Source organism: Kutzneria viridogrisea DSM 43870 (genome assembly GCF_000525635.1).
GTDB classification, from domain to species: domain Bacteria; phylum Actinomycetota; class Actinomycetes; order Mycobacteriales; family Pseudonocardiaceae; genus Kutzneria; species Kutzneria viridogrisea.
This window is the reverse complement of the sequence record NZ_CP007155.1, coordinates 6,347,265-6,359,893: the sequence shown is the minus strand read 5'-3', so window position 1 is coordinate 6,359,893 and position 12,629 is coordinate 6,347,265. Positions and strand designations below refer to the sequence as shown.

The window sequence follows — 12,629 nt, the reverse complement described above, 5'->3', positions numbered from 1 at the left end:
GGACATGCATTCGGTGGTCTCCCAGCTGGCGAGGCAGGTACGTACCTGGTGGCCCGTGACAGGTGTCGCGATCAGCATTGTCACCGAAGCCGGCGAATCCGCGCTCATCACTGAGGGATGTGCCGACGCGGGAACTGGGGTACCGGTCACTGATCGCACGCGGTTCGAGATCGGTTCGATCAGCAAGACCTTCACCGCGTTCTTGCTCGGGCAGTTGGCAGATGAGGGGAAGCTGGCTTTCGAGGCACCGGTCGCCAACTATCTACCGTGGTTCACGCCGAACAACGGGTCGCAGACGATCAGGGTGCGCCACCTCATGCAGCACACCTCAGGCTTGTTGGCCGGGGCCGACGCGCTTCCTGATGCCGCCGCACGCGGTTACGCGCTGCGCAACGCGAGGACGTATGCGGAACCAGGCGAGATGTTCCACTACTCCAACGAGGGCTACAACCTGTTGGGGCTGATAGTCGAACACGTCACGGGAAAACCACTCGCGAACGCCATGGCCGAGCGCCTGCTAGGTCCGCTGGGCATGCACGACTCGACAGCGCGCATCACTCACGATGACAAGGCCTTGCTCGCTACCGGATACCAGTTCCTGCACGACGACCGGCCGCCGCTACCGTCGGCTCCGCTCACCCCGGCCACCTGGTTCGAGTATTCGGCGGCCGATGCGAACGTGACGGCAACCGCATCCGATCTGGGCAAATTCGCCCGGATGCTGCTGGGGCGCGGTGCCCTGGACGGCACAAGGATCGTCACCCCGGAGCGGTTCGAGCAGATCATCACCGACCGCGCCGACCTGGGCGGTACGGCGGAGTGCCCACGCGGCTACGGACTCGGCGTCGAGGTGGAACACGTCGATGGCCATACCTGGCTGCTGCATTCTGGTGGCATGGTCGGGTACCGCTCGTTCCTCGCCGTCGATCTCGATGGTGGACACGGTGTCGCGGTGCTGACCAATGCTCCCGGCGAATGCCGGGCGATCGAACTCTTCGGCCGACATGTGCTTTCCGTCGTACAGGGTGCCGCGCCAGATCCGGCGATGTTCGACCGGGAGAGCATCCCGGATGCTCAGCGCTACGTCGGAACCTACGGAACGGGCTCGCGCCAGATCCGCGTCAACGCCACCGCGGACAACGGTCTGTTGCTTACCTCGGACGGGATAACGGGCAAGCTGTACGACACCGGCGAGGGGCGGCTCGCCTGCGACCACCCACACTGGTCCACCTACCACCATTCGGTGAGCACTATCGCCGGGAAGCCGCAGTGGCTCTGCGGACCAGACTCACTTGGCGGCGACTCCGCGCCGGCTTCAACCCCCCATCCGCTCGCCGGCTGTTACCGGAGCTACACCCCTTGGTATCCCAGCTTCAGGATCGTGCAGCGAGCCGGCCGGCTGCACATGATCGCCGCGACCGGTGTCGAAGCGCCCTCCGATGAACCGGAACTCATCGAACTCGATGACGGAACGTTCCGTGTCGGAGCTGACCCGCGACTGCCGGAGCGGTTGACGGCTGGCCCCGCACTCGACGGCGCGGTGCTGTGGGTCGATCTGGACGGATGTCACTACACGCGCTCATTCCGGGAATAGCTGGAGCAACTAGGCCTGAGCCCTCCGCAGCGCGCGCACCCTGAGCTGGAGGTGCGCGAGCAGCATGGCATCGGCATTGGTGAAATCCAGCCCGGAGACCTCGCGGATCCGGCGCAACCGATAGCGCATCGTGTTGGCGTGGATGTGCAGGGCGGCCGCCGCGATGTCAGTGGCTCCCGCGGCGTCGAGATACGTGGCCAGGGTCGCGGTCAACAGGCCGTCCTGGCCGTCGTGCTGGCACAGCCGGTGCAAGGCGCCGGTGCTGTCCGGGAGGCCGAGCGACTCGGTGACGTCGGCGAGATGCAGCAACAACACCGACAGCGCCATATCCGCCACGGTGCGCACGGCCGGCCCGTGCGCGGTCGGGTGCCGTAGCGCCCGCAGCGCGGCATCCGCCTGTGCCCGCACTTCGGCGATCTGCCCCAGCGAGTCGGCCGGGCCGCCAACGGCGACCACGTAGTTGCCGGCCAGCGGTGTGCGGGCGAGGAAATCACGTGCCAGGTTGACGGTCGCCTCCAGCGCGGTGGTGTGTTCCGGAGGCCAGGCGACGAGTGCGTACACCGCGCCGGTACCCGCCACCGAGGCGGAACGAGGGTGCACGGCCGCGAGGAAGTACTCCAGTGTTTCGGCGAACCGGCGTAGCTCGCCGGCGGTCACCGCATCGGTTGCGGCGTCGGAGTCCTCGGTCTCGAACAGCCGAGGTGCCGCGGCCAGCACACAGACCGGGCCGGAGCCCAACTGCAACCGGCTGGCCTCCACTCGGTCGGCCGAACCGCCGAGTACCGCCGCAGCCAGCTCGCCGCGCTGCTGGCGGGCATAACTGGTCTCGGTTCGCAGGCCGACCAGGCGCAGCGCGACGATCGACGCGAACTCGCGCAGCCGCGCCGTGCTCGCCTCGTCGAGCGGCTTGGTCACCACCGCCCAGATGTAGCCGAGGACATCCGAACCGGCCCGGACCGCGATCGCCACCCTCGGCAGCTGGTCCGGCTCAGTCGCCTCCAGATAGACCGGGTCGCCGCTGGCGTGCAGGCGCACGAACTCGCCACGCTCGCGCTGTTCGGCCAGCGTCCGCTGGTGCACCGCACGGCCCAGGATGGTCTCGATCCGTTCGGCGTCGGTCCGGTCTTGGCCCTCCGACCAGGCGACCAGCGCGGAGAAGCGGTCTTCGATGGTCACCGGGGCGCCGAGGGCCGTGTAGATCGCGTTCGCCAGGGTGAACAGCTCCGAGCCGCTGTCGTCGGAGCGGACGCGTGCCCTGGCGTATTCGAGCAACTGCTCGCGGACGGTCGTCGCGACGTGCATCCAGGACGCGTTCTGGTTGACCTCGATGATCGTCAGCTTGCCGCCGCCCACTGACGGTGGTAGCGGGGCCTTCACCGCCAGTACCCTCGCGTCGGCGCGGTCCATCGCCGCCGCCAGTTCGAGCAGCTCGGCTTCGGTGGTCACGCCGATGCCCAGCACCACACACCCCGGCCCGAGCTGTGTCGGCGCGCCTGGGGCGTAGATGGCGATCTCGGTCAGCGGCTCGTCGAAGCCGGCCCCTTCCTGGACCAGGCGCAGCAGTGCGGGGCCGACGTCGCGCACCAGCTGCTGGACGGGCAGGTACCGCTCGGCCAGGTGCCGCCGCACGCCAGACTCACTCATCCGCCGACTCCCTGACTCGTGACTTGTTACAAGCATCAAGTCTGGGCGTCATTTCTTGGTGCTGTCAACGAAGCAGACGTGGCGTGCACCGGCGAGCATGGTGCTCCGTTCGGCCAGACCGTGGTGTCCAGCGTGGTCGGTTTCCTGGGCAAGCACGTGCCGGTCAGCGCACAACTGGAGACCGCTCATCCACTGGGAGGATTCAATGCGCTCCCGCGCCCTGACAGCGGTACTTTCCGCCGTGCTACTGCTACCCCTTGCCGGTACCGCCGTCGCCACCCCCACGTCGCCCCGGATCGCCTGGCATGCATGTGGCGATGTCGGTGGCGAGTGCGCCACGATCGCGGTGCCGATCGACTGGGCGAACCCGTCCGGCCCGAAGTTCGACCTCGCGATCGGGCGGCGGCGGGCGACCGACCCCGCACACCGGATCGGGGTGCTGTTCTCCGCACCCGGCGGTCCCGGCGGCTCGGGCATCGACGAGTACACGCTCAAGAACGAGATCCCCGCGGACAGCGTGCTGTACCAACGGTTCGACATCGTCACCTGGGACCCGCGCGGGGTGAAGCGCAGCCACGAGGTCCAGTGCGATTCGGCGCTGCTGGAGCAGGCGCCGACGACCTTCCCCGACAACGAGGAGCAGTACCGGAAACTGCTCGCCCACAACGCGAAGCTGGGCGCGGACTGCCGCGCGCACACCGGCCCGCTGTTCGACCACGTCGACACCGTCAGCGCGGTACGGGACCTCGAGGCGATCAGGGCCGCGCTCGGCGAGCAGACGCTGAGCTTCTACGGGGTTTCCTACGGCACCCAGGTCGGCCAGCAGTACGCCGAACTGTTCGGCGACCGGGTCCGCGCGATGGCCATCGATTCCAACATGGACCACAGCATGGTGTCGGGGGCGAAGTACATCGAGACGGCTTCGGCGGACCTGGAGGGCTCGTTCACCGCGTTCGCGGACTGGTGTGCGCGCACCGCGAACTGCCCGCTGTACGGCACGGACGTTCGGAAGGTCTGGGACGGGCTGCTCGCGAAGGCCGAGGCCGGGACCTTGACCGACCCGAAGGACGGCGAGGAGATCAGCTCCGAGGCACTGCAGTCCGAGCTGATGAACGCCATGTACGAACCGCGGAAGCAGTGGTACGGCGAGGCGGACCGGCTCAAGAGCCTCAACGCCGGTACGCCCGACAAGACGACCGCTGCGGCCAAAGCCAAGCTGACCGGCAACTCGTACCAGGCGATCTGGTGCGAGGACTGGAATTGGCGCGTCAGTGGGTTCTCGGAGCTGAAGGCCTACCGTGACAACGCGGCGAAGCACGCACCACGCACCAAGCTGTCGGCGCTCTGGAGCGACGTGACGACCTGTCTCGGCTGGCCGGCGAAGGTGGTCAACCCGCAGCACCGGCTGGACGTGCACGGCGACCCGTCGATCCTGATCGTCAAGGGCAAGTACGACGTCGCGACCCCGCGCGCGTGGAACTACGCCGTCGCGGAGCAGCTCGACGGCGCCGCACTGCTGGAGTACGACGGCATCGGCCACGGCCAGTTCTTCAACAGCAGCTGCGTCCGCGCGAAGGTGGAGGAGTACCTGGTCACCGAGCAGGCACCGGCACGCGGCACGCGCTGCGCCGCGGTCTGGCCGACCACTCCGCCATCGGCCCCGGCCCCGATCAAGCCGATCCACTCCGCCTGAGCGAGTTCGTCCGGAGGTGTGGGTGACGCGCGGGCGCGTCAGCGAACGAACCGTCGCGACGGCCCGCGCCGTACCCGGAGGCTGACCGCCCCCGTCCCTGCCTGAGCTGCGGGCGGGGGCGTGTCGCTCGACCGGACCATCCCAGCAGGCAAGCCCCCGGTGCCGCCCCCGACAGCGGCACCGGGGACGCCTCAGCCCGCCACCAGTGCCGCGTTCGGCGGCAGGCGGGCCGCGCGGGAGGCGGGGAACCAGCCCGCCACCGTGCCGATCAGCATCGAGGCGCCGACCCCAGCCGCGATCGCGGGCAGCGGCAGCACGGCTGGCCAGTCGTTGCTCAGCGCGTACCCGATGCTGACGGCCAGTCCGAGCAGGACCCCAAACAGCCCGCCCAGCCCGGACAACAACACCGCCTCGGTGAGGAACTGCAGGCGCACCTGGCCCCGGCCCGCTCCCAGCGCCCTGCGCAGGCCGATCTCCGAACGACGCTCCAACACGGAGATCACCATCGTGTTGGCCACACCGACCCCGCCGACCAGCAGGGCCACCGCGCCGAGGCCCAGGAACATCGTCAGGAAGGTGGACTTGGCGGCGAGTTGGGCCTGCAACGCGTCCGAGGGCCTGCTGACCGCGACCTCCTCGGGGTGTTCGGGGTTGACGCTCTGCCCCAGCACCGCGCGCACCGCGTCCACCGACTTCTCGGTCGAACGTTCGTACACCGTGGTCGGATGACCGTCGAAGCCCAGCCGCGCACCGGCCACGTCCCAGCCCACCAGTGCGGCCCGGTCCAACTCGGGCGCCAGCGGCACCTCGGCCAGGATGCCGACCACGATGAACCACTGCTTGCCCAGGTACACCTGCGCGCCAGGGTGGTCGATGCCAAGCTGTTGCGCGCTCTTTGCACCGAGCACCGCCGCTGGGTACTTGCTCGTGGCCGCGTTGAGCCACTGGCCCGCGGCCAGTGACGCGCCAACGGTTCCCGGCAGATCCACCTTGGCCGCCAGCACGGTGATGCCGCCGGTCGCGCGCGGATCGGCCAGATCGCTGCGGTACACCGCGCAGTCGGGTACCTCACCCGTGCCGCTGGCCACCTGCACGGGGCCGATCCGCTTGGCCATGTCCACGGCGTTGACTGGCAGCTTCGACTTGGCACCGAACAAGGTGTTGCCCGCACGGACCTTCAACAGGTTGGTGCCCAACGCGTTGAGCTGGTCGGCCAACTTGGCCTGGCTGGCCGCGCTGATGCCGAGTACCGCCACCATCGCGGCCACGCCGATCCCGATGCCCAGCGCGGACAACACCGCCCGCGCGGGCCGGCCGACCACCCCGGTCAGCCCGGCGCGCACCAGATCCATCGGGTTGAGCCGGGCCGGTCGTGGCAGTGCCACGCTCGCGCTCACGCCAGAACCCCTGTGTCGTGTCGGATCCGACCGTCCAGCAGTTCGACGCGACGCGGTAGTGCGGCGGCGATCGCGGTGTCGTGGGTGATCACCGCGATGGTGGTGCCCTCCTCGTGCAGTTCGCGCAACAGCGCCATCACCTCGCTGCCCGACCGCGAGTCCAGCGCGCCCGTGGGTTCGTCGGCGAGCAGGATCGTGGGCTTGCCGACCAGTGCGCGGGCGATGGCCACCCGCTGGCACTCGCCCCCGGACAGCTCCTTGGGCAGGTGGTCGATCCGGTGCCCGAGCCCCACCCTGCGCAAGGTCAACTGCGCCCTGCGCACCCGTTCGGACCGGCCGATCCCGTGGTAGAAAAGTCCGTTCGCCACGTTGTCCAGCGCACTGAGGTACGGGGTCAGGTAGAACTGCTGGAACACGAAGCCGATCCAGCGCGCCCGCACGGCCGCCAGGTTCCGTTCACGCAGCCCGATCACCGGGTGCCCGTTGATCCGGACCACCCCGCTGGTCGGCCGGTCCAGCGTGCCCATCAGTTGCAGAAGCGTGGATTTGCCTGACCCGGACGGTCCGACCACTGCGATCAGCTCACCGGGGTCGATACGCAGCGAGACCGAGCGCAGCGCGTGCACGTCCTCGCCGTAGCTGCGGCTGACATTGCTCAGTTCGATCACCGGCGTGCTCATTCGCCCGCCGCCTTGACCTTGGCTCCCGCCCGCAGTTCGGAGCTTTTCACCTCGACCCGGCCGCCTGAGAACATGCCCAGCTCCACCTTCACCAGGTGAGTGCCGGAGCCATCGACCAGCTCCACCGCGTAGCCGCCCTCGGCCAGCGCGAGCAGTGCGCTGACCGGCACCGTGAGCACGTTCTCCTTGCGCTCACTGGTGAACGAGACCCGCACCGGCGAGCCGTCCAGGGAGCCCGCGATGCCAGGGTCGTCCAGCCCGACCACCACGTCGATCGTCGGCGTGCCACTCGGCTGGTTCGGATCGGGCTTGTTCACCACGGTACCCACCGAGATCACTTTGCCGCTGCCGTGCTGCCCGTTGGGCAGTGACACGTCCACCTTGGCGTCCACTGAGGCGAGCTTCTGCTTGGTGACGGACAGCTTGACCACGACCCGCCTTCCGGTACCCGTGGCCCCGATCAGCTTGCCCTGCGCTGGTTGTCCCAGCACTCCGTCCACAGTAGCCACACGGATGTCCACAGGTAGAACCACGGCGTCAGCCGGATCGACCACGCCGGTCTGCGTCACCCCGAGCGCCTTCTGCCAGCGCTTGACCGCCGCCGCCGTGGCGTCGGTGAACTTCTCGCCCGGTACACCGTAGAAGTAACCGAGGTCCTTCAGGTTCTGTTCCAACACCTTGACATCCGGACCATTGTCCATTCCGGACTTGAGTGGACGCCAGAACGGTACGTCGCCGCGGAACAGTGGCACCGAGTGGCCGTTGACCGAGTACACGGCCTTGCCCTGTGCGATGGTCTGCCCCGCGTTGGGCAGCCAGGTGAGTACTCCACCGCCCGCGCCCATCACCTGGTAGCCGCCCGCGTATTCCAGCGTTCCGTCCACTGTGTCCTGTTGTACCAACTGCTGTCGTGTCACCTCGGCCGTGGACGCTGGTGCGGGTTTGTTGGCCGTGGCGTCCGTCCCGCCGTTCTGGCCAAAGGCCGCCACGGCGCCTACGCCGATCGAGGTCGCGGCGAGTACGGTGATCCCGGTGATGACCACTCCGCGCTTGTTCACTTCGAGGGCACCTGCATGCCGCACGCCTCAAGCGCCTTCCTGGTCTTCTCGTCATCGGCGTTGAGCATTTGGCCCTGGCCGGAACCCGGGTCGGGCGTGTCCACACCGTGTTCGCGCATGCACTTGGCGAACTTCAACTCCTTTTCCTTGACCTTCGGGTCGTTCGGATCGATGTCCCCGACGGGGGCGTACTTCTTGCAGGCGTCCATCGCCTTGTCCGCGGCTTCGCTGGCGTCCGCGGGCAGCGCGGGCATCATCATTCCGCCACCGCTGCCGGGCTTCGGGTCGGGCACGTCCATGCCGTGCTCGCGCAGGCACTGCGCGAACTTCAGTGCCTTCTTGTCCGGATCGGTGGGCACGTCGGAGTCGGCCGCCTTGCCGGTGCTCGTCACCTTGCTTCCGTTGAGGCTGGCCACCCCGTTGTCCCCGGTGCCGCCGCCGCACCCGGCAAGCAGGCTCAACACGAGCAGCGGCCCGGCGAGCAGCATCGTTGAAGTCCTCATGGCTGACTGTTCTAGTCGGCGCCCGGTTTCTGAGATGTTGCTGTGAACGGAAACCTTTCGGAAACCTGGTTCGGCGCATCCTCGTTGGTCGGGTCGAGGAGAGGAAACCGAATGCGAGTACTCGTCGCCGAGGACGAACACGTCCTCGCCGATCTCGTGGCGTCCGGCCTGCGGTCGGAGGCCATGGCCGTCGACGTCTGCTACGACGGGACAGCAGCGCACGAACGGTTGCTGGTCAACGACTACGACGTGGCTGTGCTGGACAGGGACCTGCCCGGCGTGCACGGAGACGACCTGTGTGCCGAGCTGGTCGCGCGCGGTGCCCGGACGCGGGTGCTCATGCTCACCGCCGCCGCCACGCTCGACGATCGGGTGGGTGGCCTGGACCTGGGTGCGGACGACTATCTGACCAAGCCGTTCGAGTACCCCGAACTGCTGGCGAGAGTGCGCGCGCTGGGCCGCAGGACACAGGCCCCGCTGCCGCCGGTGCTCACCGCTGCCGGGATCGAGCTGGACCCGGCGAACCGGCGCGTCACCCGGGACGGCAGGCGGGTGGGCCTGACCCCCAAGGAGTTCGCGGTGCTGGAGGTGTTGCTGCGGGCGGAGGGCACCGTGGTCAGTGCGGAGCAACTGCTCGCCAGCGCGTGGGACGAGTACGCCGACCCGTTCACCAACGCCGTGAAGGTGGCCATGTCGAAGCTGCGGGCCAAGCTCGGCGAGCCGCAGGTGATCGAGACCGTACCCGGCGCCGGTTACCGGATCTGATCATGGGGCTCACCGTGCGCGCCAGGATCACCGCCCTGTACGGCCTGCTGTTCGTGGTGGGCGGGCTCGTGCTGGTGCTCGTGGTGTACCTACTGGTCAAGGTCAACCTGGTGAGCCAGGTCGCGACGGCCGTGTCGGCGGCCCTGCCGGTCAACGACGATGCGGTGACCCGGACCATCCCGACCGACATCGCGGCGGTCTCGCAGGACATCGCGGTGGTCTCGCAGAACACCGTGCTGACAAAATTGATCATTGTGTCGGTGGTTTCCCTCGTGGTGCTGGCGGTGCTGGCCGTTGCCGTCGGCTGGTGGATATCCGGCCGGGTGCTGCGGCCGTTGCACCGGATCAGCGCCACCGCGCAACGGCTGTCCTCGGAGAACCTGCACGAGCGGATCGCGCTGGGCGGGCCGCCTGACGAACTCACCGAGCTGGCCGAGACCTTCAACGACATGCTGGATCGGCTGGCGGACGCCTTCGAGAGCCAGCGCAGGTTCATCGCCAACGCCTCGCACGAACTCCGCACTCCGCTGTCGATCCAGCGTGCACTTGTCCAGATAGGACTGTCTGAAAAGGACTTTGACAAGGTTTCGATCGTGCGTGAGCAACTGCTCGCCGCGAACCGACGCAGCGAACGGCTGATCGACGGCCTGCTGGTGCTGGCGCGCAGTGATCGCGGACTGGAGAACCGGGAACCTGTTGCCCTGCATGAGGTCGTGGCTCATGAGCTGGCCGCCGCCCCGGTGGGTGCGCTCGAGGTGCGGACGAGCCTCGACGACTGCTGGGTGCTCGGCGATCCGGTGCTGATCTCGCAGCTCGTCAGCAACCTGGTCGGCAACGCCGTGCGGCACAACGTCGACGGTGGACAGATCCGGGTGCACACCCATGCCCGTACCGGACTGCTGATCAGCAACACCGGTCCCGAGGTGGACGCCGCACGGCTGCCCGAACTGTTCGAGCCGTTCCGCCGGGGCGCGGAGCGGACCCGCGGCGCCGAGGGCTCCGGCCTGGGGCTTTCCATCGTGCGATCGATCGTGCGGGCACATGGTGGTGCCGTGCACGCCTACCCGCGACGGGGCGGCGGGTTGGAGGTGTCGGTGACACTGCCTACGGCCGTGCCCGCCCTGTCGTGACGTACGGCTGTACCAAGCTCGGCGTGCGGTGCAACTGCGGGTCCAGTCCGGCATGCAGTGGCCGATCGGCAGACCCGGTCAGCGCGCCAGCAGGTCGTTCAGTTCGTCCTCGAAGAGCAGGGCGGGGTCGAATTCCATGCCAGCGAAGTGTCCGGCGAGTTCGAGCGAAAGGGCGCCGTGCAGGCGGGTCCAGAAGGACAGGGCCCAGTGCAGGGCCGCAGGTGGTGCGGGGTGGTCACCAGCCCATTGGCGGTGATTTTCAAGGTGGGCGTCGAACGGTGTCGCCGAGGTCCGCGGGGACACCGCGGTGTGGACGGTGATCAGCACGGTCATGATCTCGAACGAGATCTTCTTGGTCTCCTCGGGTGCGTGGTAGCCGGGAACGGGCGTGCCGTAGATCAGGAAGTACCGATGTGGGTCGTCGAAGGCCCATGTCCGGATGGCGTGGGCCAGCCCGGACACGTCGGCACCGGAGTCGAAGGCCGCTCGGACGGTGTCGGCGAGGCTTCGGTAGGCGTCGCGGATGAGTGCGGTGATCAGCTCGTCGCGGCTGGCGAAGTAGCGGTACAGCGCGGGGCCGCTCATGCCCATGCACTTGGCGATCGCGTTCAGGGACAGCGCGCACACACCGGTCGTGGCCAGCTGCTCCCACGCGTGTCGCTTGATCTCCGCGTGCACCTGGGCCCGGTAGCGCTCCCGTTGGCTCGTCCCGCCCGTGTCCATCGCCAGTCATCCTCCAGCCGCTACGATGCTCCACTTAAGTTAGAGGCTATCACCTTCCCTATTGACACTCACTGGATGCTGTTATAGGTTTTAACTACTGCGAGAGCCGATAGCTTGGCTCGTCCGCGCTCCGCCTTGGCCCCCAGGAGAAGACAATGCTCACCACGACACCGTCCACCGCAACGCCGCCCCGCAACCGCGCCACCTGGCGGCTCGTCACCATCTCGGCCTGGGCCACGCCAGTCCTGATCGTCGGCCAGTTCGCCATGGTCGCTGTCGTCCCGGTCGCACTCGTGCTGATCGGTGTCCTGCGCGACACCCGCCTCCGGGCACTCCGCTGGTGGGCCGCTGCCCTCGCCGTGGCCTACGCCATTCCGTTGGCCCTCTGGGCGATCGGACCGCACCGCGCGCCGAGCCTGTCCAAGGACATGAACCCCATCTTCGCCGTACTCATCGTCGGCACAGCCATCGCGACCGCGATCGCCAGCCACCTCCTCCGCAGGAAGTCCCGGCCGACCGTCCAGGAGTGAACCGCCGATCTGGTGCCGGTCGGTGTGCCGCCTGGCTCAACCAGTTCCCGGCGGTGCAACGCAAAGCCCGCGTCCCGGACGACTTGGTGTGCCTCGGCACTGCTGGACCTCACACGACAAGCCTCTGTAGCCTTGATGGAGGTGGGCAGAGGGCAAACTGCTGATATGTGCACGGCGTCGGCTATGCAGCTGTCGGTCGTGAAAGATCCCGGGAGTGCTGACAACATGTCTGTCGTCGTCCGACGCGCCGATCTCGTTGCCGAGGCCGAGGAGATCACCAAGCTCCTGGTGGACTACATGACGACGGCCCAGCAACAACTCCTGACAACGTTTGGCATCAAGGACGCACCTACCGATGTTTCCGGCATGCGCGCGTCGCTTCAGGAGTACGGTGATCCGTCCAAAGTGCTGCTTGTAGCGGAGGACTCGAGCGGCACGTTGGTGGGAGTGGCCGGGCTGCGGGTCATCGAGCCCGGCGTTGTAGAAGTGAAGCGGATGTACGTGGTGCCTGAGTGCCGCGGCCTGCATGTCGGCTCGCGTCTGCTCGACTGCCTGCTTGGCGAGGCCGCACGAATGGGGGCGTCGACTGTGCGGCTCGACACCGCCCGGTTCATGGTCGATGCCCAACGTCTGTATCGCTCGCGCGGATTCGCCGAGAGGAAGCCCTACCAGCAGACGGAAATACCGCAGCACCTCCAGCAGTACTGGATCTTCTTTGAACGAGGCATCGGTCCAGCCGAGGAGCGGTGAGCAGCGGGCGCAGCCACTTCGAGCGGTCCAAGCCCGGAACCGGCACGTGGCGCCGCGAACAAGGAACGGACAAGTGGTACGTGTACACCTTCGTCGGCAAGTAGCCGATCCGATCGGGCAAGCCGAAGGTGCATGCCCTGACCCGCAAGACGTCACAGCAGG

General features: G+C 67.8%; 12 protein-coding genes. 6 read left to right on the top strand and 6 right to left on the bottom strand.

What is annotated here, in order from left to right; genetic code table 11:
* Positions 1–4 precede the first annotated feature (4 nt).
* Positions 5–1,594, top strand: a complete 1,590-nt coding sequence (locus tag KALB_RS44340) for a serine hydrolase domain-containing protein (protein ID WP_158510837.1) — start codon at positions 5–7, stop codon at positions 1,592–1,594.
* Between the two features lie 9 nt (positions 1,595–1,603).
* Here the strand turns inward: KALB_RS44340 and KALB_RS28175 are convergent, their stop codons facing one another.
* Positions 1,604–3,238, bottom strand: a complete 1,635-nt coding sequence (locus KALB_RS28175; RefSeq protein WP_030108037.1) for a PucR family transcriptional regulator — start codon at positions 3,236–3,238, stop codon at positions 1,604–1,606.
* A 205-nt stretch (positions 3,239–3,443) separates the two neighbouring features.
* Here KALB_RS28175 and KALB_RS28170 point away from each other — a divergent pair, with 205 nt between their 5' ends.
* Positions 3,444–4,931, top strand: coding sequence for an alpha/beta hydrolase (locus KALB_RS28170; protein ID WP_025359031.1), 1,488 nt, complete (start codon positions 3,444–3,446; stop codon positions 4,929–4,931).
* 191 nt (positions 4,932–5,122) lie between these two features.
* On the opposite strand, the gene KALB_RS28165 is transcribed toward KALB_RS28170, so the two are convergent.
* Genes KALB_RS28165 through KALB_RS28150 form a run of 4 tightly spaced genes read right to left on the bottom strand, consistent with a single transcriptional unit; the run spans position 5,123 to position 8,569 of the window.
* The gene (locus KALB_RS28165; protein WP_420811808.1) at positions 5,123–6,328 is read right to left on the bottom strand and encodes an ABC transporter permease; all 1,206 of its coding nucleotides are present in this window, start codon (positions 6,326–6,328) and stop codon (positions 5,123–5,125) included.
* Complete coding sequence (locus KALB_RS28160; protein WP_025359029.1) at positions 6,325–7,008, bottom strand: ABC transporter ATP-binding protein; 684 nt, start codon at positions 7,006–7,008, stop codon at positions 6,325–6,327. The genes KALB_RS28165 and KALB_RS28160 overlap by 4 nt, the downstream gene beginning before the upstream one ends.
* On the bottom strand, positions 7,005–8,066 hold the full coding sequence (locus tag KALB_RS28155; RefSeq protein ID WP_025359028.1) for a peptidoglycan-binding protein: 1,062 nt from the start codon (positions 8,064–8,066) through the stop codon (positions 7,005–7,007). The genes KALB_RS28160 and KALB_RS28155 overlap by 4 nt, the downstream gene beginning before the upstream one ends.
* Positions 8,063–8,569, bottom strand: a complete 507-nt coding sequence (locus KALB_RS28150) for a hypothetical protein (protein WP_025359027.1) — start codon at positions 8,567–8,569, stop codon at positions 8,063–8,065. Before KALB_RS28150 ends, KALB_RS28155 begins: the two co-directional genes overlap by 4 nt.
* A gap of 111 nt (positions 8,570–8,680) precedes the next feature.
* Between KALB_RS28150 and KALB_RS28145 the strand changes: the two genes are divergently transcribed.
* Both KALB_RS28145 and KALB_RS28140 read left to right on the top strand, forming a co-directional pair.
* Positions 8,681–9,334, top strand: a complete 654-nt coding sequence (locus KALB_RS28145) for a response regulator transcription factor (RefSeq protein WP_025359026.1) — start codon at positions 8,681–8,683, stop codon at positions 9,332–9,334.
* 2 nt (positions 9,335–9,336) lie between these two features.
* A complete protein-coding gene (locus KALB_RS28140; RefSeq protein ID WP_030107711.1) occupies positions 9,337–10,464 on the top strand; it encodes a sensor histidine kinase in 1,128 nt (375 codons plus the stop codon).
* Between the two features lie 78 nt (positions 10,465–10,542).
* Here KALB_RS28140 and KALB_RS28135 read toward each other — a convergent pair whose 3' ends face one another.
* The gene (locus KALB_RS28135; RefSeq protein WP_025359024.1) at positions 10,543–11,187 is read right to left on the bottom strand and encodes a TetR/AcrR family transcriptional regulator; all 645 of its coding nucleotides are present in this window, start codon (positions 11,185–11,187) and stop codon (positions 10,543–10,545) included.
* 155 nt (positions 11,188–11,342) lie between these two features.
* Between KALB_RS28135 and KALB_RS28130 the strand changes: the two genes are divergently transcribed.
* Complete coding sequence (locus KALB_RS28130; RefSeq protein WP_025359023.1) at positions 11,343–11,717, top strand: hypothetical protein; 375 nt, start codon at positions 11,343–11,345, stop codon at positions 11,715–11,717.
* 183 nt (positions 11,718–11,900) lie between these two features.
* Positions 11,901–12,467 (top strand): GNAT family N-acetyltransferase, encoded by a 567-nt coding sequence (locus KALB_RS44335; RefSeq protein ID WP_236650046.1) that lies wholly within the window; start codon positions 11,901–11,903, stop codon positions 12,465–12,467.
* The last annotated feature ends 162 nt before the right edge of the window (positions 12,468–12,629 follow it).